Genomic DNA, 26,496 nt, shown 5'->3' with positions numbered 1-26,496 from the left:
TATGTAAAGTAAGTATCCATTCTAGAGGTCAGTCCCTCACAAGCTTATTCGATCATCACGACTCTTATGATGATTATAAATCGCAAAAAATGAAGGGGAGGAAATGAAGTGGGGTAAAGTATACAATGGTTGGTCCAATGGGAGTTTTTACCTATGACATGGAAGCTGATAAGATCATTCTCCATCAGAATCTATTCGCTTAATCAGGTTACTTAAATACCCACGTTAATGTGGCATAAAAAAACTTCACCAAAATAATAAAGTGTCAGTTTAGCAGATTCCCCTAAACTGACACTTTATGACTTCCCATGCACCTACTCTTTACCGATTTACAACTCCCACTGAACGCTTTCTTTCACGTAAGAACACTTCCAACTCACCTGCAGGCAGCGGCCGGCTAAAATAATACCCTTGCCCCACCTGACATCCATTTCGTTTCAGGAATAACACTTGCTCTTCCGTTTCAATACCTTCTGCGATCGTCGTGAAATTCATATTTTGACTCATATCTATGATGGCTTTTACAATCGAAACCTGATTCGAACTTTTCACGATATCATCCACGAACGATTTATCGATCTTGATGCTGTCAATCGGTAGATGCCTTAAATTATTTAATGAAGAGTAACCAGTTCCGAAGTCATCCATCGATATGATGACCCCAAACTGTTTTAACTTATTAAGAACGCTTGTGGATCTTTCAAAATCCTGCATAATGCTCTCTGTTATTTCAAGCTCAAGTCGTTCAGGCTCGTATTGAAGATCCTCTAACGTTTCCTCTACCATCGCAACAAATCCATCATCTTTGATCTGCCGGACAGATATATTCACCGCAACCGGAATAATGCCTAATCCATTCTTTTCCCACGCCTTACTCTGTTTAGACGCCTCTTGCAGAACCCACTCGCCGATCGGAATAATCAAGCCTGTTTCCTCTGCCAATGGAATAAATTCAGCAGGAGAGACCATTCCCAATACAGGGTGCTCCCAACGAATCAACGCCTCTACACCTATAATTTCAAAGGTTTTTAGATCCATTTTCGGCTGGTAATGGAGACTGAATTGATCAAGTTCCAACGCTTTCCTTAAACCATTTTCAATTTCCATATTCCTTGAAGACACTTTTTCAAGTTCGGGAAAATAGAACTGGTAGTTGTTCTTTCCACGGTCCTTGGCCAAATACATGGCCGTGTCGGCATGTTTGATCAAACTTTCCTGATCTTTTCCATCTTTCGGATACATGCTGATTCCAATGCTTGGTGTCACAAAGAATTCCTGTTCATCAATGACGATCGGGCTTGTAAACGTTTGTAATATCTCCTTTGTCATGCCTGTAACACATGGTTCATCCAAATTAGAGAGGATGATAATAAATTCATCTCCGCCTTGCCTAAATACAATCCCTTTGTCGTCGACCACCTTTTTCAACCGGAAGGCAACCTTTTCTAATATGCTGTCCCCGGTAGAATGTCCTTTTGTATCGTTGATGACCTTGAAGCGATCTAAATCCAGAAATAAGATTGCCATTGATTGATCCGGATATTCATCTAAAGACCCGCTTAAATATTGTTTGAACTTATTCCGATTTGGTAGGCCGGTCAATGAGTCATAATAGGCCATGGCATGGATTGTTTTCTCCGCTTTTTTTCGATTTGTAATATCCCGGCCAACCAATTGTATGGCCATTCTCCCACTATATAAAATGGGCATGGCGGAAATCTCCAACTCTATGTCTTCACCCTTAAGAGGGTACACCGTCAATTCAAAACGTTCCCCTGCGGTCGAGCCTTTTGTCTGCTCCCTTATTTTCTTGATATTTTCTAGATTGGTAAAAAGGGAAACATCTTTGTTTAGAATGTCCGTCGGGCTCTCTGCACCAATCAGCCTGCTCCCCGCTTCATTGATGTAGTCGAATGACTGGTTGCTGATCACGGCAATGATATCCGGGGACAATTCTACTAAACTACGGTATTGATCTTCACTTTCTTTCCGATTGGTGATATCAAACAGTACACTTGAAAATGAAATCATTTCACCGTGTTCATCCAAGGTAGGGATTCCTCTATCCTGTATCCAGCGAACCTGGCCATCCGGCCTGATGATCCGGTAAATACTCACACAGGCCTGGCCGGAAGAAAGCTTTTCTGCCCTTTTCTCCAACTCCTGCATGTCATCAGGATGAATCACCTTTTTCCATAGAAGCGTATCCTGATAAAAATCGTTCAAAGGATATCCATATAAATTCTCAATGCCTGGTGTGATCAAGAGAACATCCGATTTCATATCATGAGACCAAATGGCAACATCCAGCGTCTCAAAAATGTTGTTCAGATTATTATTACTCTTGGATAATTCCTTTGTAGCACTCCAATTCCCTCTAAAAAGAGAATATAATAAAGTGAGCATACACAGCACTAAGCCTATGTGGAGAACCAGTGACCATTCCCCAGTTGAGTGTTCATCTGCTGTCCATGAAAAATCCAAGATTTCTAAAAAGATCATTGTGATAAAAAGTATGAGGACGGTTTTCTTATTTTGTATAAAAAACATTCATGACTCTCCTGAATTTAGATTCTATCTTACTCAAGTGTACTATTTATGGATTTCATTCTCAATATAACCTTTTATTACCTATAGAAAAGGACCAGCTCCTGAGCTGGTCCTTTTTCTAATATGACACACCTGTACGCGTATGCGTCTTCTTAAATTCATTCATATCCGGTTCGAAATAATCTTCGTTGAATGCCGGGACGAACTCCCCGTCCTTTAGGTAACCGGATCCCCATGTCGGATCCATTGTCATCCATTCCCCATCCAACTTGGCTTCCACCCAGGCATGTCTTCCAGGGAAAATCCCTCCTGCCCTTCCTTCAACGAACCTTGCCTCGACATCACTTGCACGAAGCATGGCAATCGCCAGATACGCATAATCCTGGCACACGCCTGTCTTGGATTCCAGTGTTTTCAATGCACTGTCATCCCAGTTAAAGTCATCATTTTCATACTTTTTCACATCATAGGAAACATTCTTCGCGACATAATCGTAGATCGCTTTCGCTTTGTCCCTGTCACTCGTTTTTCCCGCTGTTACAACTTTCGCCTGCTTCTGGATTTCAGGAGCATCGGACTGTACACCACGTGAAGGAAGGAGATCGCGTTGATCTTCCCCCGTAGACTTCACTTCAAATTTTGCAAAACCGAAAAATCTGAAATAGTCACTGTTTTCTTCTTTGATCTCAGGTACACTGAGGGTCACTTCATACGTACCTGGTCCAAAACGAAGATAAAAGGAATCGTCAAACGTATAATCCTCAACCGGAATCACATCAAGCGCTTCGTCCTCCCCCTTCTTCGTCGTAATATAAACATGTGTGGTTTCAGGACCGAACTCCGCTTTCGGATCAATGCTCCCCTGGATCGTATATTCCCCATCAGACTCTTCTCCTCCAAATTGCGGGGATTCAAGGGTCACGCCACGCTCACGGTATGTTTCCGAATAGTCGATCGGACTCATCACACGATCAGATTCATTGTCAATGAGAAGAGTCGTTGCCGTCTGATAGTAGTTATCCCGGTCTTCATCCGGAACCAGCACTTCAAGCTCATGTATTCCTTTTCCATAAAAAAGCGGGATATCATACTGGAATTCACCATTTTTCACAGGAATAACCTGTTTCCAGTTCTCGGAATCCTTCTTTAATCTGACCATGATGGTGTCTTCATCCGAGAGGTCCGCCTCTCCTTTTAAAGAGAAGACTTCGTTTCCTTTAAAATAGCTTGATTTGGTGTTTAAAGTCAGTTCGGCATCATGTCCAAAAGGTGTCATGGTCACATCCCGATTGACCTCCGGATTCACATTATGGACGGTAAAGGACGCGGTATCATAATAGTAATTCTCACGGTCTTTGCTTGGAAGCTGCACGGTGACACGGTATTCACCTTCACCATTAAAGAAGTGGATATTCTGTTTGAACTTCCCGTCTTCAATCGGTGTGTAGTATTCAAGCTGTCTTCCTGCAGGTCCTTCCTCACTGGCCCTGACCTTGATCCAGGCAAAATCCGATTTCAGGTCCTGATACTTCTCAATCTCTCCGTTCACGCTCACCTTTCCATTCGCCGCGAATTCTTTGTACGTCGGCTCTGCAATCGTGACACCGATTTCCTCGCTGTAGGATGAGAGTTTCAGAGATTCCAGTTCCCCGATTTCCTCGTTCTTTTTCTTTACTTCTTTGTCATAGGGATCTTCCTCTTTTTGATCAGCTTTCGTTTCCCCACTGCTGGCATTCGAATCACTGCATGCCGTCAAAAAAAGAAAACCAGCCAACAAACTCAGCATAACCAGCCATAACGATTGATTTCTCCTCATAACTTCCTCCTAAACTTTCTGTATACTACATCTACGCCCCACACAAAAATCCGTTCCTGAGTCTATTTTACTATTTTGGTAGGAGATTCGGGATGGAGGGACGGACCTCTAGAGATAGACATGCAGACTTCTATAAGGCTCGTTTAGAGGTCCGTCCCTCCTACTAACTAAATCCCCCTCCTAAATCTTCTTGTAATAGATGATGGTGGCTTCTAATTCCCCATAGGGGGATGCAGCATAGTCAGGGATCCGTCCTCCCTGAATGAAGCCAAGGGAAGCATATAAATGGTTGGAAGGAGCTCCTTCGACGGTATCGAGTATGAGCAAGGTCCGTCCCTCTTCCTTCGCTCTCTTCTCTGCTGTTTGCATAAGTTTCTTGGCGATGCCTTTTTGGCGGAATTCCGGGTTGACCATCATTTTGACGATTTCTGCTCTGTTCGTACCGTTTTGTTTCGAGCATAGGTGGAGCTGCACGGTCCCGGCAATGACATCATCCATCCATGCTACATACAGAACAACATGTGGATTCAGGGCACTCCGCCAATATTCCTCTGATGTAGACTGTAGCATCGGAGATAAGAATCCGATGGATGCACCTTCATTCACCACTTTCACCAATAAGCCAGACATTTCATCCAGGTGCTCATTGATGTTGAGTAACTCTTCTATTCTCAGTTTTTGATTTCCTATGTTCATATCGTTCCTCCGTATGTTTATTTACTTCCATGAACAACCCAAATCGATTGACTGCCTGTCGGTGATTAGGGAAATTTGCTCTATCCTTCGTATAATCAAATTATATCGGGAATTCAATCCATACTCTAACTTTTTTTGGTAATCACACTTTTTGTTATACATATAATAGAACAATTCTGTTATACTAAACATATAACAAAACTATGGGGGGTGAAACTTTGTTTATCCACATTGAACCTCAATCGGATACACCGATTTACGCGCAGGTCCGCAACGGGATCATGGAAGGAATTGTCAGAGGTGAACTGACGCCCGGGGATATCCTTCCTTCTGTCCGGAGTCTTGCTGGTGACCTTGGTGTAAACATGCATACAGTGAACAAAAGCTATCATGAATTGGAAAGCAAAGGGGTGATAAAGATTGTGCCAAAGTCTGGCGCGGTCATTTGTTCACCTTCCGAGGAAAAGATTCCTCAGCATAGATACAATCAAATTTCAGAAGAATTGCATCCGGTATTAGTGGAATCCCTGGTCCTCGGCATGAGTGAAAAGGAAATTACAGAACTAGTATCGTCCATCATTTTAAACGTTAAGGGGGAATAACAAGTGGAAATGACACTTATTTTCGTGACTGCAGGCTTTCTGGCAGTTATTCAAATGGCCATACCCTTCATTGTGAAACGGACGGTGGTGTTTGGGGTAACAGTACCTGTTGACGAGGTAAGAAACGAACAGCTGCGACAATACAAAAAGCTTTATGCGGCCCTTACTTTCTGCATTTCGATCGTCGCTTTAGCACTCTATTTTATCTGGTCAACCAATGCGGACCCTACCGATAATCAACTTATATTTACTGGGTTATTCATGCCTTTTGTTATCTTATTTATATCAATGGCTCTTTACTTTTACTTTCATATAAAAGTGACAACATTGAAGCGGGAAAAGAAGTGGTTCAAGGATCGCAAACAGGTACGCGTTTCTGAGTTGAATGTTAGAACGAAGGATGAAATGCTGCCATGGATCGCCTATGTCGTCCCTATGGTGATCACTGTTGGCCTGGTGGTTTTTACTTTGTTAAATTACAACAGCTTTCCAGATCAGATCCCTACTCACTGGGGGCCTGACGGCAAACCGGATTCATTTACGGATAAAACCTATCTTTCTGCCTTGACGCTGCCAGTCGTTCTACTCGTGATGAACGCCATGTTCCTCGGCATCAATGAGCTCACGAGAAATTCCGGCATCAAACTTAGCGCAGGAAATGTCAAGGCATCACGTATCCGTCAGTTACGTTTACGAAAATACACAAGCTGGCTATTATTCTTCATCTCCATACTAATTTCCATGCTGTTTACGTTCCTGCAATTCACCACCTTGTATGAAAACAGCGTCAGCGACCTGCTGATCATCACTGTGCCACTTGCTTTCTCTGCATTCGTCCTGATAGGGACGGTCATCCTTGCAGTCAAAGTGGGGAAAAAGGACTCAGACCTGGACGTTGAAATCATCATTGAAGAATCTCAAGAAGTGATCAATGCCGATGACGATCAATACTGGAAAGGCGGTCTCATCTATTTCAACCCGGATGACCCTTCCATCTTCGTCGAAAAACGCTTCGGCGTCGGCTGGACCCTGAACTTCGCCAGACCCATGGGATACATCATCCTCATCGGTCCACTGCTCATCATCCTTATATTGACACTACTATAATGTTGAGGGACGGACCTCGTTTCAGCAACTACGTGATACTCACGTAGAGCTGATTCGAGGTCCGTCCCTTTCCTTATGCCGACCCTTTGTTATTATGGCGCGCTTCATACCTCCAGAATGCACCGAAAACCGGTGTCCGTCCCTCCCTACTAAAAAAGGCTCAATCTCTGAAAATTCGCCATTTGTTATGGACAGATTGTTCGGAATACTATATAAATAGTAGATGGAAACTCGCAAAGAAAACGTTTACAACAAGATTTGACAAGGAGGATTCTATGTTAGATGTGCTAGACAAGATTAATTCATTCTTATGGGGGACACCAAGTTTAGTACTATTATTCGGTACAGGTCTATTTTTAACTTTTATGCTAAAGGGACTTCAGTTCCGTAAACTGATGTATGCTTTTAAGCTTGCTTTTACGAAGGAGAAGCCTTCTGCCTCTTCTGATCAATCGGAAGGGGACATCAGTAACTTCAAGACACTGATGACCGCATTATCGGCAACAATCGGAAACGGGAATATCGCCGGAGTGGCAACGGCTCTGACTATCGGTGGACCCGGCGCGATCTTCTGGATGTGGATTGTGGGCCTTCTCGGCATGGCGACCAAGTACGGCGAAGCCCTTCTTGCCATGAAATACCGTGTGAAAAATAAAAACGGGGAATACTCCGGCGGTCCTATGTACTATGTAGAAAAAGGCCTCGGCAGTAAGTGGAAATGGCTCGCCGTCGCATTCGCATTATTCGGTGCCTTCGCCGCTCTCGGAATCGGGAACAGCGTGCAGTCGAATACGATTGCCGACGTCATGAGTACAAGCTTTCATATTAATAACCTGACAACAGGAATCATTTTGGCCGTTCTGACGGGATTGATCATCTTCGGAGGAATACAGCGGATCAGTACGGTCGCTTCGTTCTTTGTACCTATCATGGCATTCCTATATATCGGAGGCTCTCTGATCATCATCGTTCTGAATTACGACATGATCATTCCTGCTTTTAAAATGATTTTCTTCTACGCATTCAATCCTGTCGCTGCAGCTGGCGGATTTACAGGGATCATCATCTCGGAAGCCATCCGCAGCGGGGTTTCACGAGGAATCTTCTCCAATGAGGCAGGTCTTGGTACCGCTGCACTGATTGCCGGAAATGCGAAAACCGATCACCCGGTCAAACAGGCACTTGTCGCCATGACGGGAACATTCATCGTCACGATCGTCGTTTGTACCATGACGGGGCTTGTACTGTTGATCACAGGTTTCTGGGATCCGACAGGCGGAGCGATTTCCGGTGTCGAGCACGCACCAAGCCTTGACGGCGGGGCATTGACGAGCGCAGCATTCGGACACGCCCTTGGTGTCGTCGGAGAATACATCGTATCCTTCTCCGTCATTTTCTTCGGATTCTCGACCATTGTAGGATGGTATATGTATGGAGAAAAATGTTTCGAGTATATCACGAATTATCGATTCGCCAACTCCTACAGACTAATCTATATTTTTGCAACAGGACTAGGAGCAGTTGCTAACCTGGAACTTGTGTGGGCCTTTGCTGACATGTCCAATGCGTTGATGATGATTCCGAACTTAATCGCATTGCTATTACTCTATAAAGTGATCGTTTCAGAGACGAATCATTATTTCAACGAATATATGCCTAGAATTGAAGCACAACCTAGAAGAAAAGCCAGTTAAAAAGAAACCCGGTGTGATTTGTGATCATACCGGGTTTTTATCTAAAAGTATTTCATAATTACAGTGACGGCCGTGGATATCGATGACTCCTCTTAATCGATATCGTTCTTGGTAATAGCGGTTCAGTCCCTCGTTACTTGCGATACAATCGAAGCGGATGCTTTTTTTGCCTCTTGTTTTCATCTGGATTTCAGCCCAATCCAAAAGACCTGCCCCAATCCTTTTCCCCGCAAAGTCTCTGTGAACCGCCAATCTATGTAAGTATGCAACATCATCCTCTGCTTCCTCTCCCAGATATCCATATCCCATTCATTTGGGCTGGATTCAAGTGTCAGCGTCGCAATCGCACCCCCCTCTTTTTCCACAATGTAGGTTGCCTTATTTTCAATGGAAGTCACTATTTCATCTACATTTCCCTCAAGATCGGTCAGGTAGTAATTCCACTGTTTCGTCCCTTTTGTTTGTAACCAGCCTGCTGCATTCACCAATAGCCCGATGACTTTCTCAAGATCTTCCCTTCTCGCAAGTCTGATAGAATGAATTGCTTCATGCATGGCTAGACACATCCTTATAAAAAGTCTTTTCCATAGAATAACACACGACAGACTAAATTTTCAGAAAAAAACCATCCCTCTTCACACTCAGGGATGGTTCTTTCCATCACGCAAACCACTTATGCCACATATGATCATTTCTGCCTCTGGCAAAGGCATCCACCCGGTTTGGTCCCCATGAAACAGCTCCCGGCGATGAACGGACGCCTCCCCGTGGTGCTCCGAGATCCTCCCAATTGCTCCAGCGTGATCCGTTCCACCACTTGTGCCACATATTGTTGTTGTCTCCCCTAACAAAGGTGTCGATTCGATTAGGTGCCCATGAAGATGCTGCAGGAGCCCCTTCAAAGCCTCTAGGCGGTGAGCCAAGATCTTCCCATTGACTCCACCTCGAACCATCCCACCACTTATGCCACATTCGGTCTTTGTTTCCACGCACAAAACAATCGATCCGATTCGGTCCCCATGATACGGCACCTGGTGAATCTCTTAAACCACCTCTTGGCGCGCCAAGGTTCTCCCATTGACTCCAATTTCTCCCGGCCCACCATTTATGCCAAAGATTGTTGTCGTATCCAAGAACAAACACATCCAGTCGATTGGCCGACCAGGATGACACTGTCGGGTCCCCTTTGAAGCCACGCGGCGGCCCCCCAAGGTCTTCCCATTCACTCCACCTTCTGCCGTCCCACCACTTATGCCAGAGTGTATCCCGATTCCCTCTGACAAACGTATCAATTCGATTCTGGCCCCATGATACGGCTGCAGGTGAACTCTTCAATCCCCGCTTAGGTGCACCGAGGTCCTCCCATTGACTCCAACGAGAACCATCCCACCATTTGTGATACATTCTGTCGTTTTCACCTCTGACAAACGTATCCAGTCGATTCGCCTGCCAGGATGCAACCGCGGGTGAACCCTTCATCCCGTATGGCGGTGCACCAAGATCCTCCCATTCTCTCCAGTTGGCACGTGAGTCGAACGGGTCATAGTAAGCAGGCTGTGGTACGTACCCTTGATAAGGATCATAGTAGTACTGCTGATCATAATCATGATGTGGATAGTACTGCTGATAAGTATGTGGTAAAAGGATGTCTTCATAATCGTTTCTTATTTCTGCTCCATATGGATGGCATTCAAACGGCACCGGATAAACCGGACATCTTCGTTGAAAAAACATACTGCATCCCTCCTCTGCATTTACTGTATGCAGGAGCCCAGGTAGAGGAGTATGTACATATTTTCATTAAAAAGGGACAAGCATGAGCTGATCCAAGGAGCCAAATTCACCATATTTCAGCCCCAAAAAAGCCCCCCTCCACATGTGGAGAAGGTCAACACTGTTTATACTATATACTCTCTAAATCTCTCAGCATCACTCACCTTACACTCAAGCGTCAGCATCGTTCCATTTTCTTCATACCCGGTTTCTAACACGTTGGCATTCTCGTTAAAATACGAAATTAGATGTCCTTTATCAAATGGGATGAGCATTTGACAGCGTTTATAATCTTTGAAAATATAGCTTTTCACCACTTGAAGGAGCTCATCAATACCGATTCGGTTTTTTGCCGAAAAATAAATGCGGTCCTTTTCTACTCTTGGTACTTCCTCATCAACCAATTCAGCCTTATTGAATGCATAAATGACAGGGGTGTCTCCAATTCCAAGTTCATCAAGGGTTTGATCGGTCACCTTCATCAGTTTTTCGTAATGAGGATCGGAATAGTCCACCACATGGACGATGAGATCCGCTTCGACCACCTCTTCAAGAGTGGACCGGAACGCCTTGACCAGCTGATGGGGCAATTTATTCACGAATCCGACGGTATCTGTCAGGAGAAATTCCTTCCTGTCCGGTAAGGTGATATTCCTTACCGATGTTTCAAGGGTCGCAAATAACATATCTTTCTCAAATACCTGCTTGTTCTCATTCGGATGGAAGGTTTCCACGAATGCATTCATCGTCGTCGACTTCCCTGCATTGGTGTAACCGACAAGGGAAACGACAGGAATCTCACTCTTCTTACGCTGCTTGCGCTGAGTCGTTCGCAGGTCGACAAGAGAATCCAGTTCTTTATGAAGTGCTGTGATTTTCGCTTCGATACGACGACGGTCAAGCTCAAGCTTCGTTTCACCTGCTCCTCTGTTCGCAAGTCCCGATCCACCACCTTGACGCCCTAATGACTCACGGCGTCCGATGAGGCGCGGAAGCATGTACTGCAGCTGCGCCACTTCTACTTGAAGCTGGGCTTCTCTTGTTTTCGCCCGTTCTGCAAAAATGTCGAGAATCAGCATCGTTCTGTCCATGACCCGAACGTCAAGCTTTTCTTCCAGTACGCGGATTTGCGATGGTGAGAGCTCATCATTCGTGATCAGTACATCCGCTTCCCACTCTTCAATCAATAGCAGCAGTTCGTCGATCTTACCTTTTCCAATATAATGCACATGATTGGGCCGAGGCAGGTTTTGCGTCAGTTCGCCTGTAACATCAATATGCCTGGCCTCTGCCAGCCCCTTCAACTCAAGCATTGAATACTCAAAGTCATTGTTTTTATCTTTTGTATTAACGCCTATGGCGATCGCTTTTAATCTTTCTTCCATTACATAGTCACTTCCTATTTAAAATATTTGGGTGCAAGAAAAAAGCACAGGCCACTGCCTGTGCTTTTTGTAAATGGATGTTGAATATACCGATGGTGCACGAAGAAGACCGCACTTTCCCCTGATGAATTTGGATTCGTACAAAGACATCAAAAAAGCACCATTCAGTAGATATTCAATTCTATTCTTAAAGGGGAAGAAGCCCCCCCACTCTTCATGCACGCCAAATGAAGAATTCCTTTAAAAATAGTCAGACCGATCCCATTTACCCTGCACACAAGCAGAGCCTTTGAACTTATTCAATTAAGCGTTCAAATTGCGGATGCGTAGTCTGATTAAAATCAAAAGGAAAACCTCCATTTCTCATAAGTTAAACCCATCATACCACACCTCGAGATGGATGGGAAGATATGGTTTGAGGGACGGACCTCTCAATACCGGTTTAAGATGGTGGTTTTAAAGAAAGTGGAGGTCCGTCCCTCACTACACTACTTCCCTAAAGTAAAAAAGCTCCAATTCTTCACGTTTTCCATTTGATTTACAAACGGAAGGATGAAAAATTGGAGGTCCGTCCCTCACCAAGCTTTACAAAATGTTTTTGAAGTCCTTTGCTTGTGAGTCCAATCGACGGGCTGCGCTTCCTATTTCTTTGAATGCCAGGACTGCTTGCTCGTTTAGTGTTTGGTTATTTGTTATGCCTGACTGGGAACGGATTGTTCCTTCATTGATTTTGTTGATTTCTCCTGTGATCCCTTCTATATGGAAGTTCACTTCCTGGATGGAATCCTGCACCCTCGTTGCAAGCTTTCTGACTTCTCCTGCAACGACGTTAAACCCTCTCCCATGTTCCCCTGCCCGGGCTGCCTCGATGGCCGCGTTCAACGCGAGTAGATTTGTCTGAGTCGCAATTTCCCTAATCGTTTTGACAATGTTTCCGATTGAATTTGCCTGCAATGTAAGTGACTCCAGTATTGTCATATTCTCATTCGAGTCGGAAACCAGCTTTCCAGTCGCTATGGCTGCTTCCTCACTTCTTGTTATACCCTGCTCTGCTTTTTCACTTAATTCTTCTGACATCTTCTGTAATTCAGAAGCTACCTTTTCAATCGTTGTTTCCCGTTCGGTAATATCCGTCGCAACCTTAACAACACCTTCAAGATTTCCTTCTTCGTTATAAACCGGCGTGTATGTTGCTTCCAAACTGAGAAGCCTACCAGTCTTTGTGACTCGTTGAATTTTTTCCTGAAAGCTTTTTCCGCTTCTCAAATCCCGCCACAATCGTTTGTATTCCAAGCTTCTAGAAAACTCCTGTGTACAAAATTTTTCATGGTGCATGCCAATCATTTCTTCCACACCATATTCCATCGTCCTGGCAAAATTTCCGTTCACCCATAGGACTCTACCGTCAGCATTGAATTCAATCATGGCCAGCGAATTTTCAATGGCTGCGAGTAAGGCAGATTCCCCAAAGACTTGAGTACTTTTTCTCAATTCCGTTTTAATCACGTTCAACACGCCCTCATTCATTAAAGTTTTGGTTAAGATGACACTAATATGTATAAAAGAAACATCAGTAAATGCATAACACTGACTCTCACCATTTTAAGTGCTGGCCGGTTGCGCCACTCGCTCCAATTCACTAACAGCGCCCATCTTAAAGTGAATTCTCATAGCTTCCAACTTTACTATTTGTAAGACTATCCTACTAGCTCTATCTTAATATAACAACAGATATTCGTAATATTAGAATAAATTCTTAACTTTATTATTGCTGGAATGAGGTCCGTCCCTCACTACGTTAACCAAATAAAGAAAAAGACCCCAAAAATCTGGGGTCTTTTATTTTACATTAACATCCTAATCTATCACATACTGCTTCTTTCAAAACAGATACCAGGTTACTATTCGGAGCCAAAATCGATACTACTAACCAAGCGACAAGTAACAACGCAGCAATCAGAAAGGTAATCAGACCTAATGCCATTAGAATCCCCCCTTTCTATTAAAACTTCTAGTAAGTGAGCTCTCTTACAAAGTTATTCTATGAAAAATTGCTAGAGTTGGACCGGCAAGTATAATAGAAAGGAAAAAAGGCAAAGCCCATTCTTAACAAAACCGTCACAAACAATGGGTACTTCGTGTGATTGAGATAAATTTCACATGGGTATACACTATTCTGGAATGAATATTCATTCCGTATTAACGTTATGAAAGGCTGAATTGGTATGTCATTGGCATTAAATAAGCGGGACTGCATCGTGGCGAGCTCCCTTGTTCTTTTTGCAGAGAGGGGATTTGATGCTACGACAATTCCCATGATTGCCACATCTGCCGGCGTTGGAGCCGGTACAATCTATCGATACTTCGAAAATAAAGAAGTGCTTGGAAATACGATATTTCAAGAATATGTGGAGCTGTTTACAGAAACGGTGAACAAGGATTTCCCTTATCAACAGTCGATCCGTGAGCAATTCCATCACCTGTTCCAATCCATGATTCTGTTTACAAAGGAACAGAGTCAGGCCCTTTACTTTATCAAAACACATAGCAGTGCCCATTTTCTAAATGAAGAAAGTCATGCAAGTTTCAAAGGTCTTCTGAATATCTTTAAATGCTTCTTCGATTCGGGTAAAGAGAAAAAGGAGATTAAAAATCTGCCTTCAACAGCTTTAATCGCCATTTTATATGGTGCCTTTCTCGAGCTGCAGCGACTGGTCCGAATCGGCGAGTTAAAGCCTGATGCCGCTATGCTTAAAGACGTAGAAGAAAGTATGTGGGACGCTGTCCGATTATACGGATGAGAAACCACGTGTTTCTCATCTCTACGCGGAATGAACGTTCATTCCGCAAACTAAACCATTTCGATGAGGTGAAGGAAAAATGACACATCAAACACAATATCCACAACCGAAAACCTATGGCCCCCTTGGGAATTTACCCGTTATCGATAAAGAAAAGCCCCTTCAATCATTTATGAAGCTTGCGAGGGAACTAGGACCCATCTATCAGTTCCAGTTTCCCGGAAGAACGAGTACCTTTGTTTCAAGCGCTTCCCTTGCAGGGGAATTATGTGATGAAACCCGTTTTGACAAAAAAGTAGGCCCTGCCCTTCAAAAGGTCAGAGCATTTAGTGGAGATGGTCTTTTCACCAGTGAAACGAAAGAGGTCAATTGGAAAAAGGCACATAATATCCTTCTTCCCAGCTTTAGCCAGCAGGCCATGAAAGGATACCACACCAAAATGGTGGATCTCGCCACCCAGCTCATTCAAAAATGGAGCCGCCTGAATCCAACAGATGAAATTGACGTTCCTGAAGATATGACCCGTCTGACCCTGGATACCATCGGACTGTGTGGTTTCAATTACCGCTTTAACAGTTTCTACCGTGAAACGTCCCATCCTTTCGTGGACAGCATGGTTCGCGCACTGGACGAAGCGATGAACCAATCCCAGCGTCTTGGGGTCCAGGATAAACTGATGATCAAATCAAAAAAACAATTCAGAGAAGACATCGAGTATATGTTCTCCCTCGTTGATGAATTGATTGCCGAACGGAAAGAAAACGGGAATCAAGGTGAAGAGGATCTACTCTCTTATATGCTGCAAGGAACAGACCCTGATACAGGAGAAGCGTTGAGTGATGAAAACATCCGCTTTCAAATCATTACATTCTTGATTGCAGGGCATGAAACGACCAGTGGACTCCTCTCCCTCGCCCTCTACTTCCTGATGAACAATCCGGAAAAACTGAGAAAGGCTCAAGACGAAGTTGATCGAGTTGTAGGCGATGACATACCTGACTATAAGCAAGTGAAACAAATGAAATACGTCCGGATGGTCTTGAATGAAACACTTCGACTCTGGCCGACTGCCCCTGCTTTTTCCGTCTATGCGAGAGAAGATACTACGCTGGGTGGCAAATATGATGTCCTAAAAGATGATGTATTTACCCTAATCATTCCTGAAATTCACCGTGACACTTCTGTGTGGGGAGATGATGTTGAATCCTTCATCCCAGAACGTTTCGAGGATCCTTCATCCATTCCTTACCATGCATATAAACCGTTCGGAAACGGACAACGCGCCTGCATCGGACAACAGTTTGCCCTACATGAAGCCACACTGGTCCTCGGCATGGTGCTCCAGCACTTTGACCTGATTGATCACAAAGACTATCAATTGGATGTAAAAGAGACACTGACCCTTAAGCCGGATGGATTAACGATGCGCGTATCACCACGTAAGCCTTCACTGGGATTCTCGATTGCTTCTAAAGGGGAAGAAAATTCCGAGCAAGAGAAGAAGCCTGCTGTGGTGGAATCTTCCCACGGAACACCTTTACTTGTTCTGTATGGCTCAAACATGGGTACGGCAGAAGGTATCGCACGTGATCTTGCGGAATCGGGACGTCAACAAGGGTTTTCTGCAGAGGTTGCTCCTTTAGATGGATTCAGTGACGGACTCCCGGCAAATGGGGCTGTTCTGATTGTCTCAGCTTCATATAACGGAAACCCGCCTGACAATGCAGGTAAGTTCATTTCCATGCTAAAGGAAAGTCAGGCAGGTGAATTTGAAGGTGTCCACTATGCTGTATTTGGATGCGGTGACCACAATTGGGCCACAACGTATCAGCGTATCCCGAACTTCATTGATGAACAGCTTTATGAAAAAGGCGCGCACCGTATAACAGAAATCGGACACGGCGATGCAAGCGATGACTTTGAAGGAGATTACGAAAAGTGGGCGGAAGCTCTATGGCCCAATCTGGCTGAAAGCTTAAGCATCGAACTCAATCAAAACGATCAATCGAACAGCTCCATTACAATGAATTTTGTCAGCGATGTAAGCGACACACCACTGGCACGTACGCATCATGCCTTCACAGCCGTGGTGAATGAGAATTTCGAATTACAGCATGCTGAAAGCGGCCGAAACACAAGGCATATCGCCCTTACCTTACCAGAAGGTGTTACGTATCAGGAAGGAGATCATGTCGGAGTCCTTCCACAAAATCCGTCGACACTTGTCGAGCGAGTGCTCACTCGATTCAACTTGAACGGACACGACTACGTCCAACTGACGGGAGACTCTGGAAAAGCCGCCCATCTGCCTACCGAAAAACCGGTGAAACTTCGAGAACTACTGGGGAATTATGTAGAGTTCCAAGAGCCCGCTACCCGCTCTCAAATCCGTGCTCTAGCCGCTCATACCGTCTGCCCTCCTCACGTTGTTGAGCTTGAAGAACTACTGAAGGATGAGACCTATAAAGAAGCGGTACTAAACAAACGCATCACCATGCTGGATCTCGCTGAAAAATACATGGCTTGCGAAATACCTTTTGAAGGATTCCTGGCACTGCTCCCTCCTTTAAAAGCACGCTATTATTCAATCTCAAGCTCGCCTTTATACAAGAATGGAGAAGCGACCATCACCGTCAGCGTCGTCCGGGGAGAAGCATGGAGCGGTAATGGAGAGTACAACGGAATCGCATCCAACTATCTGGCAAATCGTGAAGCCGGAGACAAAATCGCCTGCTTCATCAACAGACCGCAATCGAACTTTCAACTACCTGAAGACACGGAGACACCGATTGTCATGGTTGGCCCTGGTACGGGAATCGCTCCGTTCAGAGGGTTCATCCAAGCACGCGCTGTTCTTAATGAGCAAGGGAAATCACTCGGTGAGGCTCACCTTTACTTCGGTTGCCGAAATCCGAAGCACGACTTCTTGTATCAGAACGAATTAGAGAAAGCCGAACAAGACGGAATAGTCACATTGCACACAGCATTTTCAAGATGCCCGGGTAAGGAGAAAACCTATGTCCAGCACCGGTTAGCCGAAAATGCGGAAGAAATTCTGCCTATACTGAAAGATGGTGGACGCTTATACATTTGTGGTGATGGAAGCAAGATGGCCCCAGATGTGGAACAAACCTTAGTAGAAAGCTATATGCGTATCTATCAAACATCGAAAGAAGAAGCCGATAAATGGCTCAGATCATTAGAAGAAGATGGTCGATATGCGAAGGATGTTTGGGCTGGAGCATGATTGGAGAGAAGCGAACCCTTATGGGGTTCGCTTTTTTAGTAGTGTTTCTGGATTGTGCAATCGTTTGGAGTGGTTTCGCCGATATATTTGAGATTTCGCCGTTAAATCCTGGATATCGCCGTTATATTAAAAATATCGCTGATAAAATTAGAATTTCGCCGATAATTGGATATCAGTCACGCTCAGGACGTAATGAGACATCAAGCTGCTTGGATGTTACACGTTTGCTCGACTGAATTTCGCTGATATATTGAAAATTTCGCTGATAAAATCAAAACTCCGCTGATAAATCACCCAAACAGCCTCTTCCCCACAGTATCATCCCCCCTATATACATCCTCCAACACTAAAAAACAGTGAATCCAATAGAATTCACTGTTTCTCCCTTATTTCTTCCTAACCGGTATCCAAATTTCACTCCTAAACGTCTCAGAGCCAACATCATTACTTTCATTCCACAACATCTCCGGTCCCTCTGCCAGTTCATAGCTCGAAGTCGGAAACCATTCAGCGTAAATTCTCCCCCACACTTGCTGCAATGTGTCGGGAAATGGACCGATCGCTTCGAATACAGCCCAAGTCAGCTTGGGGACATCCAGTTTCGATAAGTCTGTGGGACATTCTCCCGTTGTGGCCGCCCCGATGTAATGATCGAGCTCTCCTTTCTCCTCCATTCTTTCATCGGAAAATTGGACAGATGCACTAATCAATCCTCTCGGTTCCACATTTGACATACGTTTCAACTGCTTGATCCTGTCCTCGTCTAAGCTCTGCCACATGGCTGCAATTTCAGGATTCACCCCATTAAAAATGATCGGTACCCGCTTCATGATCCCTACAATCGAAAACGGTTCTTTCTCTACGATTCGATAATTCATTTCATTGCCTCCTCTGATGGATAACTGGAAGGTCATAGGTGGAAATGCTTTGATGGAATGCCCCTTCGCTTGTGAAGGGGTGATCCCGTGGATTTTCTGAAAGACTCTCGTAAAGGAATCAGGTGAAGAGTAGCCATATTTCATGGCGATATCGATGATTTTAACGTCGCTGTTTTGCACTTCAAGTGCTGCCAGGGTCAAACGACGGCGTCTGATGTATTCCGATAAAGGAATCCCGGCCAGGAACGAAAACATCCGCTTAAAATGGTGCTCGGAGCAATATGCTCGCTTTGCCACATCTTTCAAACTGATTTCTTCTGTTAGGTTTTCTTCAATATACCGTAAAGCGTCATTCATATTCTTTAAAGAATCCACTTCCCCTACCTCCTTCTTCAACAGAATAGCAAGAATGAAAGGGAGCATCCCGACTTATGGTGCTCCCTTTTGCAGGGTGTGAAATCGAAAGAACTTATCCCCTCGCTTCATGCACCTTCAACATTTTCCCTTTCACCGTCGTCTTTTTCATCACTTGCAGAACCAGCGGCCCTTTTCCATTCAAAATCTCCACGTACGAAAGATTTTCTTGGATCGTAATGATGCCAATGTCTTCGGCAGACACACCATCGATCTTTGCAATCGTCCCGACGAAATCAACAGCCCTGATTTTCTTCTTCTTCCCGCCGTTGAAATAAAGTTTCATGATGTCCCTATTCAACTGCTCACTCTTATCCAATTTATAATCCGGCTCTTCATCGAGCTTCCGTTCAAAGTCATGTTTGGCATCAGCCACCGCTTCCGGTGAAGGGGCCTCCACTTTAGGTATATTGAAACCGACATATTCTTCGATCTCTTCAAGGAACTTCTCTTCATATGGTGTGCAGAACGTGATTGCTTTGCCTGACAGACCTGCCCTTCCCGTTCTCCCGGTACGGTGAACATAGCTTTCTTTCTCCATTGGAATATCATAATTGATCACGTGGGTGATGTTCTCAATATCAATCCCCCGAGCTGCTACATCTGTCGCCACCAGGTAGCGGAAATCTCCACGTTTAAAATCGTCCATCACCTCAAAACGAGCCTCCTGAATCATGCCGCCATGGATTTTATCCACAGGGTAACCAGAACGGTCCAATTCTTCACATAAGGTATCGACATTTTCCTTTGTCCGGCAAAAAATGATGCAGCTATCCGGATTTTCAACGGTTGTCACATTTTTTAATAGAGAAAGCTTTTCTTCTTCTTTCACACCAATTATCGAGTGATCAATTTTATCCGTCGTAATGCCCGCTGCTTTGATCTCAATATGAACCGGCTTCTTCATATATTTATGACACAGTGTCTCAACGTCCTCTGGTAAAGTGGCAGAGAATGTCAGAGTCACACGGTCTGTTGGCAGTTCCTGAATAATCGCTTCCACCTGATCGATAAAGCCCATGTTGAGCATTTCATCCGCTTCGTCAATGACCAGATAGGATAGCTTATCCAAGGGAAGAGTCCCTTTTTCAATATGGTCGAGCACACGGCCGGGTGTACCGACGACGATATGATTCTTCTGCTTCAGCTCTAGTTTTTGGCGGTGAAAAGGAGACTTCCCGTACACAGCGGCCGCTTTGATCCGCTTATATCTCCCGATGTTCGTGATATTTTCTTTCACTTGCACCGCAAGCTCCCGTGTCGGGGTCAGAATCAGTGCCTGTGGTTTATTTTCTTCCCACTCCACCATCTCACAAAGGGGGATCCCGAAAGAAGCTGTCTTTCCACTTCCTGTTTGGGAACGTACAACAAGATCTTTTTTCTCTAGAGCAAGTGGAAGCACATTGGACTGGACTTCCGTAGGAGTTTCATACCCCAACCCAGACAATGCTCTTTCAATTTCTTCACTTAACTTAAAATCTTTAAATTTTTTGATTGCCATATCATAACCTCATTTAATTTTTCTTATTTTCATAGAAATGTGGTGATTCTATTCAAAAAAAATACCCTTTTAAAATTCTTTTTAAATTTATTTAGGTATTCCACCAATACTGTGTTATGCTTTATCTAACCATTTTTAACTTGTAACATGTTGCCTCCGGGACCGACGAACGCTGTCGGTCCCTTTTTATTTTCTAAAGCGCAGGCGGCTTGCCTAGAGGCGACAAGCATAAGATGAATAGGCTAGGAAGGCGCTCTTTGCCTTCCTGGCCTATTTAGCTTATGACCTCGAGCCTCTAGCCGCCGGAGCTAGAAGACACCACTACCACAGCTGGCTCGTCAACTCCCGACAACCATAAGATAAACCAATAAAAAAAGGACCCTCCTGAGAGAGCCCCTTCATCAAAAGCTATTACGCTTTGTTAACGTTAGTCGCTTGAAGTCCACGTTGACCTTGCTCAGTGTCAAATGTAACTTTTTGACCTTCGTCTAAAGATTTAAATCCTTCGCCTTGGATAGCTGAGAAATGTACGAATACATCTTCTCCACCTTCGATTTCGATGAAACCGAAACCTTTTTCTGCGTTAAACCATTTTACTGTACCTTCTTGCATGTGTGTTTCCTCCTGTGTGGAATTGAATCCACGATTTATTACTATCGTTGCTCAAGTTAGATATCAAAGGCGAAAAGTTTAAAACTTATTCTTTCCTTACAGACCGAACAAAAATAATTCTTCTTAAGACTAACAGATAAACGGATAAAAAGCAAATGCATTCAAAATACTGCTCAAATCCCCACCATTAAAGGAATATAGAGCTACGTTGTCGAATGGTATGTTATAAAGGAGATGGACCAATGACTAAAATCGGTTTACTCAAAACATTAAACAAAGCAAGTCGTGGAAACTTTTTTTCAATTGAGCTACCTGCACATTCAATAGAAGAAGCTGAAACCATTGAAAAAGCGGCTACAGAATTAGAAAAAGAAGGAAGAATCAAGATCAGGGAGTGTGCACAGAAAGGAAATTCTGTCTACATTCAAGGAATCATGAAATATGCGTTAGCTTAATAGGTGCCATTTTCCCTGGCATCTTTTTTTACATAAAAAAAGGACCCTTTAGAAAGAGTCCTTCTTGAAGCATTTAGAATTTGTTAACGTTAGTCGCTTGAAGTCCGCGTTGACCTTGTTCAGTGTCAAATGTAACTTTTTGACCTTCGTCTAAAGATTTAAATCCTTCACCTTGGATAGCTGAGAAATGTACGAATACATCTTCTCCACCTTCGATTTCGATGAAACCGAAACCTTTTTCTGCGTTAAACCATTTTACTGTACCTTCTTGCATGTGTGTTTCCTCCTGTGTGGAATTGAATCCACGATTTATTACTATCGTTGCTCAAGTTAGATATCAAAGGCGAAAAGTTTAAAACTTATTCTTTCCTTACAGACCGAACAAAAATAATTCTTCTTAAGACTAACAGGGAAATTTAAAAATAGCAAATACATTCTTTCTGTTTCTATAAGGTCAAAAAATAAAAGCCCATTTCCATAAGGAAATGGACCCATCACTACTTTTCTTCCCGTTTACCGCCATGCTTTACGCCTTTACTCGTATAAGGCTTATTGCTCTTCTTCTTATTTGCCCCTGCCTGCCAGCGATTCCAGCCTTTCTTTCCAGTCCCTTGTCCGGTTCCGCTCTTTTTCTTTGGTTTACTCATTTTTTCACTCCGTTATGATAAGGTTCGTACTTTCTAAACTCATTTCCTTATCATAACACGAATCAACTGAGCAAAATACTTCTTGTTTATTCCACCTAGTTTTTCTGCCCTGTATAAATGTGGATTGCGTCCCGAAGGAATTCTGCCGTCCCTTCTTGCTCTGCATCATAGTATGCTTTGAACCGTTCATCATCGACATACATTTGAGCTAGTCCGGCATGTGCTTCCTTGCTATAGTGCCCCCAATAGAAGGTGATCCATTGTCTGTGCAGATCAGCCGCTTTTTGAGCTTCCCCACTTGCAGGGTCACCCTTCTGGAAGGCTTCCCCTAACGTTCGTTTGATTTCCTGCTGAAGCTCTGTGACCCGTTCATGTTCTTCCTTTGACATATTCATGACTCTGGCATTCGATTCATCCACTTTTTTATCACTATATTTCTCCCTCGCTTCTTTCCCATACTTTTGTTCATTGTCTTCTACCATTTTCTCTTTGAACCCTTCAAACTTTTCTTTATCCGTCATCGTAATCTCCCCTTCCTTTACACGTAACGTTTTATCGACATTCGCAATCAACTGATCTAGCTGTGCACGCCTTTCCAGTAAGGTGTCACGGTGCTTCTGTAAAGCCCTTGTTGCGTCGAAGGCAGGATCATCCAAAATATCCTTAATCTCAATCAGTCCTACACCTAATTCTTTGTAAAAGAGAATCTGCTGCAGGCGGTCGACTTCACTCTGACCATAGATCCGGTATCCTGAAGAGTTTGTCCTTGCCGGCTTAAGGATCCCGATTTCATCGTAATACCGGAGGGTCCGAGTACTCACACCTGCAATTTCCCCAAGCTTTTTAACGGTATATTCCATGATTTCACCTCCTGATAGGTTTTACTTTACAGCTTGACGCTGCGTGAATGTAAAGGGGATTTTTTAAATTTTTTAATTTAAACGTGAGAGGATACAAATGGGGATTTCCTTGAAAATAAAGAGCCAGTCCGATATTCTTAGTATAGTCATTTTGAGTATAAGGTTGTGTTGAATATGCGAATTAATAAATATATCAGTGAAGCCGGGAAGGCATCCAGACGAGGTGCCGATAAATTGGTCGCAGAAGGCAGGGTCACCATCAATGGACGTGTCGCAAAGATCGGCGACCAAGTGAACCCAGGAGACGATGTGCTAGTGAGTGGAGCTCCTGTCCGCGTCGCCCGTAATAATGTATACATCGCTTTGAACAAGCCTGTCGGGATCACAAGTACGACAGAAAAAGGCGTCAAAGGAAATATCGTCGACCTCGTCAATCATCCACTCCGAATCTTCAATATCGGACGTCTTGATAAAGATTCGGATGGATTGATTCTTTTGACTAATGATGGGGATATCGTCAATGAGATCCTTCGCGCCGAAAATCAGCATGAAAAGGAATATATCGTTACAGTGGATCGCCCGATTTCAGAAGACTTTTTAAAGCAAATGTCAGAAGGCGTCAAGATCCTCGGCACGAAAACGCTGCCCTGTAAGGTGGAGCAAATTTCGAAATATGTATTCCAAATCACTCTGACTCAAGGGTTGAATCGTCAAATTCGCCGTATGTGTGAGGTCCTTGGATACGAAGTGTACCGTCTGCAGCGGACACGCATCATGAATATCCATTTAGGAAATCTTCCAGTGGGGCAATGGCGCGATCTTTCCAAAAAAGAGAAGAACAGATTGTTTCAAGATTTGAATTATGAACCGAAAGAATGGTAATGTCATAAGGCCCGCTGCACATGAGCAACGGGCCTTTTTCATGAATTATAGTGAAACCTCGTTTTGGTGACGATCAAAGCCCAGATATCGCGTGCCCTGATAGGTCAATTCCCCCTCATCCCCTTCCACAAGCATTCCATAATCCGTATCCTTTACTTTCAACTCTATCCTGTCGCCGCTTTCCACCTCGAAGGTGATGAAATAATGGCTATAGGCCCTGGCCTCTCCGCCTCCCCTTACTGCTGTCCGTTTTCCAAGAACCTTTGCCCTCACATTCAATGTCGGCGATTGATTATTTTGGCTCCACTGGGAAATCCCTTTTACCGCAGAAAACAAAATAAAGGATATGACAAATATAAAGATGAGCCCAATGAAAATCGGTGCCGCTTGAAACATAAAATCTCCGCCTGGCGACATGTTGATATCCCCCTTAGATCTTTTTCTATATTTTAACATCTCTACACTTTTATGTGTGATGGAATCTAAAGATGACGCCAAAAAGCCCGCTCCTGACCAGAAGACTGTCCAGAATCGGGCTGCTAAATTACATTCAACCTGTCGGATGTTTCATTTTATTTAAGAGCAACGAAAAATAATTCTTCTTCATCGGTCCAGGTGCTTGGGGAGTTTCGAATAAAGCAGGCTCAGATTTTTCCATAAGTTTCGGGGAATACATTCTCATTCCGTCCATGATGCTGCGAATCGAGGAAGTTAACTCTTCACTCGTACTGTCCTTCAACAAATATCCATGGGCACCGGACCGCTTCACCCGTTCGAGATATCCTTCCTTGGAGAATGTTGTGAACACCAGCAATTTGCATCCTGCTTCCTCAAGAGGTCCGTCCCTCAGAAGGGTTTCAATATCAAGGAGGAGAATGTCCGGTCGGTGTTGATGGATGAGTTCTTTTGCGTGTTCCCTGTTTTTCGCCCTGTTTACTACTTCCATGTCTTCTTCAAGGTTGAGCAGAGAACCGATCGTCCCCAATACCCTATCTTGGTCCTCTGCAATCACTATGCGAATCATGCAGGTTCTCTCCTTTTTTACACGTATCAAGTAAAGACTCCCCTAATTAGGAGAGTCAACTGTTTCTATAATTCAGGTTTAGCTTCTGCAGGAATGCGTGCTTTAGATTTTGCTGAAGATTTGATGGCTTTAAAGCCTACAAACGTTTTATTTTCTTCGTCCCATAATTTGAATCGTAGGGATTTTAAGCTTGTTAACAGTGAGATCGTCGGTACATTTTGTAATGGCTCAGTATTGTTATGAGCATCCTCCAGCCTGTAGTTCGGTACCCTTGGACTTAAATGGTGCACATGGTGATACCCGATGTTTCCTGTCAGGAACTGCATGATTTTCGGAAGCTTATAATAGGAGCTTCCTTCAACCGCCGCCAGCACATACTGCCACTCTTTGTCCTCTTCGAAATAGGAATCTTCAAATGTATGCTGAACATAGAACAACCAGATTCCGATCGATCCTGACACCATGAAGATCGAACCTTGAACAAGTAAGAACTCCTGCCATCCAAGTGTGATACATACAAGGGCAATGAGAGCCGTGATGATCACATTGACTAAATAGGTGTTATTACGCTCTTTCTTACGTGCGTTTTTGCGATTGAATCGATTTTTCAATAAGAACACATAAATAGGTCCAAGTACAAACATCACAAGCGGATTGCGGTAAAGACGATAAGCTAAACGTGTCTTCATTGGGGCTGCTACATATTCATCGATGGTAAGGGTCCAGATATCACCTGTCCCACGCTTATCAAGGTTTCCGCTTGTCGCATGATGCACAGCATGATCATGTCCCCATTGATCGAACGGAAATAGCGTCAGGACACCCATAGCCGTTCCGACTGCCCGGTTGGCACGACGGCTCTTAAAGAAAGAAAAATGGGTGCAATCATGAAAGATGATGAAGATCCTCGTTAAGAATCCTGCAGCGATCACAATTGGAACGAGTGCCAGCCAGTACGATATTGACAGACTTTGATACGTAAGGAACCATAATAGAAAGAACGGTCCAAGCGTGTTGATCATCTGCCATACACTTTCCTTCGTTGTCGACTTTTCATAAGGAGCCACTTCTTTTTTCAATGTTTTTATATTTGTCATGTCATAATTCCCTTCATTTAAGGCTTTGAAATCATTATAGGGGAAGGGGAATTTACATGTTAGTAGTAGGTGTCATATGCTGGGCATGACAAATGTCATAAGGGAGAAATTTACAAGCGCTTTCACAGGGGAAAACCCTTGATACGACTCACTTCATACACATTCGGTACATTTTCAATTTATTTTCTTATTGTTGGTAAAGAAAAAAATATTCTTGATTTGTGGAAAAGTCATCATAAAAAAGAGCGCCAGAATGATCTGAAGCTCCCTAGTTTTTCTCCCTCAAGAAGTTTAAGGACATTCTCGTATTTAATGAATAATGACAATTAAATGAGAACCACTGCCGAGATTCTCATTCAATTCGTTCATTTTCGTACTCAGTCATGGACTTAGAATGCGTCATAACAAAGTGATGCAAATCCCGACGGAGTATAACTTGAGCAGCTGATTTATTG

At 43.8% G+C, this 26,496-nt stretch carries 25 protein-coding genes and 1 riboswitch; of the genes, 7 read left to right on the top strand and 18 right to left on the bottom strand.

Annotated elements, in window-relative coordinates; translation table 11 throughout:
* Positions 1-321: 321 nt before the first annotated feature.
* From LCL96_RS16875 to LCL96_RS16865, 3 genes are all read right to left on the bottom strand, one after another.
* Entirely contained in the window at positions 322-2,550 is a 2,229-nt protein-coding gene (locus tag LCL96_RS16875) for a GGDEF and EAL domain-containing protein (RefSeq protein WP_224943006.1), read from the bottom strand.
* A gap of 118 nt (positions 2,551-2,668) precedes the next feature.
* On the bottom strand, positions 2,669-4,366 hold the full coding sequence (locus tag LCL96_RS16870) for a transglutaminase domain-containing protein (protein ID WP_224943004.1): 1,698 nt from the start codon (positions 4,364-4,366) through the stop codon (positions 2,669-2,671).
* A 180-nt stretch (positions 4,367-4,546) separates the two neighbouring features.
* Positions 4,547-5,062 (bottom strand): GNAT family N-acetyltransferase, encoded by a 516-nt coding sequence (locus LCL96_RS16865; RefSeq protein ID WP_224942997.1) that lies wholly within the window; start codon positions 5,060-5,062, stop codon positions 4,547-4,549.
* A 218-nt stretch (positions 5,063-5,280) separates the two neighbouring features.
* Between LCL96_RS16865 and LCL96_RS16860 the strand changes: the two genes are divergently transcribed.
* The 3 genes from LCL96_RS16860 to LCL96_RS16850 all read left to right on the top strand — a co-directional run bounded on the left by LCL96_RS16860 (position 5,281) and on the right by LCL96_RS16850 (position 8,465).
* Positions 5,281-5,664, top strand: a complete 384-nt coding sequence (locus LCL96_RS16860) for a GntR family transcriptional regulator (RefSeq protein ID WP_224942994.1) — start codon at positions 5,281-5,283, stop codon at positions 5,662-5,664.
* A 9-nt stretch (positions 5,665-5,673) separates the two neighbouring features.
* Positions 5,674-6,771: a DUF1648 domain-containing protein gene (locus LCL96_RS16855; RefSeq protein WP_224943537.1), complete on the top strand. Its 1,098-nt coding sequence runs from the start codon at positions 5,674-5,676 to the stop codon at positions 6,769-6,771.
* A 275-nt stretch (positions 6,772-7,046) separates the two neighbouring features.
* Positions 7,047-8,465, top strand: coding sequence for an alanine/glycine:cation symporter family protein (locus LCL96_RS16850; protein WP_224942991.1), 1,419 nt, complete (start codon positions 7,047-7,049; stop codon positions 8,463-8,465).
* Between the two features lie 24 nt (positions 8,466-8,489).
* Here LCL96_RS16850 and LCL96_RS16845 read toward each other — a convergent pair whose 3' ends face one another.
* From LCL96_RS16845 to LCL96_RS23510, 6 genes are all read right to left on the bottom strand, one after another.
* The gene (locus tag LCL96_RS16845) at positions 8,490-8,717 is read right to left on the bottom strand and encodes a GNAT family N-acetyltransferase (protein WP_263628213.1); all 228 of its coding nucleotides are present in this window, start codon (positions 8,715-8,717) and stop codon (positions 8,490-8,492) included.
* Positions 8,645-9,019, bottom strand: a complete 375-nt coding sequence (locus LCL96_RS16840; RefSeq protein WP_224943569.1) for a hypothetical protein — start codon at positions 9,017-9,019, stop codon at positions 8,645-8,647. The genes LCL96_RS16845 and LCL96_RS16840 overlap by 73 nt, the downstream gene beginning before the upstream one ends.
* 106 nt (positions 9,020-9,125) lie before the next feature.
* A complete protein-coding gene (locus LCL96_RS16835; protein WP_224942988.1) occupies positions 9,126-10,199 on the bottom strand; it encodes a carbohydrate-binding protein in 1,074 nt (357 codons plus the stop codon).
* A gap of 164 nt (positions 10,200-10,363) precedes the next feature.
* Positions 10,364-11,623: a GTPase HflX gene (hflX, locus tag LCL96_RS16830; RefSeq protein WP_224942985.1), complete on the bottom strand. Its 1,260-nt coding sequence runs from the start codon at positions 11,621-11,623 to the stop codon at positions 10,364-10,366.
* Between the two features lie 585 nt (positions 11,624-12,208).
* Positions 12,209-13,138, bottom strand: coding sequence for a methyl-accepting chemotaxis protein (locus LCL96_RS23635; RefSeq protein ID WP_412103595.1), 930 nt, complete (start codon positions 13,136-13,138; stop codon positions 12,209-12,211).
* 87 nt (positions 13,139-13,225) lie between these two features.
* Positions 13,226-13,310, bottom strand: a riboswitch (cyclic di-GMP riboswitch).
* 162 nt (positions 13,311-13,472) lie between these two features.
* Positions 13,473-13,607 (bottom strand): hypothetical protein, encoded by a 135-nt coding sequence (locus LCL96_RS23510; RefSeq protein WP_263628212.1) that lies wholly within the window; start codon positions 13,605-13,607, stop codon positions 13,473-13,475.
* A gap of 241 nt (positions 13,608-13,848) precedes the next feature.
* Between LCL96_RS23510 and LCL96_RS16815 the strand changes: the two genes are divergently transcribed.
* Positions 13,849-14,424: a TetR/AcrR family transcriptional regulator gene (locus tag LCL96_RS16815; protein ID WP_224942982.1), complete on the top strand. Its 576-nt coding sequence runs from the start codon at positions 13,849-13,851 to the stop codon at positions 14,422-14,424.
* A gap of 79 nt (positions 14,425-14,503) precedes the next feature.
* Positions 14,504-17,671: a bifunctional cytochrome P450/NADPH--P450 reductase gene (locus LCL96_RS16810; RefSeq protein ID WP_224942980.1), complete on the top strand. Its 3,168-nt coding sequence runs from the start codon at positions 14,504-14,506 to the stop codon at positions 17,669-17,671.
* 386 nt (positions 17,672-18,057) lie between these two features.
* Here the strand turns inward: LCL96_RS16810 and LCL96_RS16805 are convergent, their stop codons facing one another.
* The 3 genes from LCL96_RS16805 to LCL96_RS16795 form a co-directional block, all read right to left on the bottom strand.
* The gene (locus LCL96_RS16805) at positions 18,058-18,924 is read right to left on the bottom strand and encodes an AraC family transcriptional regulator (RefSeq protein WP_224942978.1); all 867 of its coding nucleotides are present in this window, start codon (positions 18,922-18,924) and stop codon (positions 18,058-18,060) included.
* Positions 18,925-19,018: 94 nt separating this feature from the next.
* Positions 19,019-20,464: a DEAD/DEAH box helicase gene (locus tag LCL96_RS16800; RefSeq protein WP_224942977.1), complete on the bottom strand. Its 1,446-nt coding sequence runs from the start codon at positions 20,462-20,464 to the stop codon at positions 19,019-19,021.
* Between the two features lie 411 nt (positions 20,465-20,875).
* Positions 20,876-21,076 carry a cold-shock protein gene (locus tag LCL96_RS16795; protein WP_060671790.1) on the bottom strand — a complete coding sequence of 67 codons (201 nt, stop codon included), beginning with the start codon at positions 21,074-21,076 and terminating at the stop codon, positions 20,876-20,878.
* A gap of 242 nt (positions 21,077-21,318) precedes the next feature.
* Between LCL96_RS16795 and LCL96_RS16790 the strand changes: the two genes are divergently transcribed.
* On the top strand, positions 21,319-21,531 hold the full coding sequence (locus LCL96_RS16790) for a hypothetical protein (protein WP_224942975.1): 213 nt from the start codon (positions 21,319-21,321) through the stop codon (positions 21,529-21,531).
* Between the two features lie 73 nt (positions 21,532-21,604).
* Here the strand turns inward: LCL96_RS16790 and LCL96_RS16785 are convergent, their stop codons facing one another.
* From LCL96_RS16785 to LCL96_RS16775, 3 genes are all read right to left on the bottom strand, one after another.
* A complete protein-coding gene (locus LCL96_RS16785; RefSeq protein WP_224942973.1) occupies positions 21,605-21,805 on the bottom strand; it encodes a cold-shock protein in 201 nt (66 codons plus the stop codon).
* 223 nt (positions 21,806-22,028) lie between these two features.
* Positions 22,029-22,178 carry a DUF3934 family protein gene (locus LCL96_RS16780; protein WP_224942971.1) on the bottom strand — a complete coding sequence of 50 codons (150 nt, stop codon included), beginning with the start codon at positions 22,176-22,178 and terminating at the stop codon, positions 22,029-22,031.
* Between the two features lie 95 nt (positions 22,179-22,273).
* Positions 22,274-23,038 (bottom strand): MerR family transcriptional regulator, encoded by a 765-nt coding sequence (locus LCL96_RS16775; protein ID WP_224942969.1) that lies wholly within the window; start codon positions 23,036-23,038, stop codon positions 22,274-22,276.
* A gap of 174 nt (positions 23,039-23,212) precedes the next feature.
* On the opposite strand from LCL96_RS16775, the gene rluF reads away from it, so the two are divergent.
* Positions 23,213-23,920, top strand: coding sequence for a 23S rRNA pseudouridine(2604) synthase RluF (gene rluF / locus LCL96_RS16770; RefSeq protein WP_224942967.1), 708 nt, complete (start codon positions 23,213-23,215; stop codon positions 23,918-23,920).
* 45 nt (positions 23,921-23,965) lie between these two features.
* On the opposite strand, the gene LCL96_RS16765 is transcribed toward rluF, so the two are convergent.
* The 3 genes from LCL96_RS16765 to LCL96_RS16755 form a co-directional block, all read right to left on the bottom strand.
* A complete protein-coding gene (locus tag LCL96_RS16765) occupies positions 23,966-24,337 on the bottom strand; it encodes a DUF2500 domain-containing protein (protein ID WP_224942954.1) in 372 nt (123 codons plus the stop codon).
* Positions 24,338-24,470: 133 nt separating this feature from the next.
* Positions 24,471-24,944, bottom strand: coding sequence for a response regulator (locus LCL96_RS16760; RefSeq protein WP_224942952.1), 474 nt, complete (start codon positions 24,942-24,944; stop codon positions 24,471-24,473).
* Between the two features lie 65 nt (positions 24,945-25,009).
* Entirely contained in the window at positions 25,010-26,041 is a 1,032-nt protein-coding gene (locus LCL96_RS16755) for a fatty acid desaturase (protein ID WP_224942949.1), read from the bottom strand.
* Between the last annotated feature and the right edge of the window lie 455 nt (positions 26,042-26,496).

Source organism: Rossellomorea aquimaris (assembly GCF_020172085.1).
Taxonomy (GTDB): Bacteria; Bacillota; Bacilli; order Bacillales; family Bacillaceae_B; genus Rossellomorea; species Rossellomorea aquimaris_E.
The sequence above is the reverse complement of the archived record's forward strand: the minus strand, read 5'-3'. Positions and strand labels throughout refer to the sequence as shown.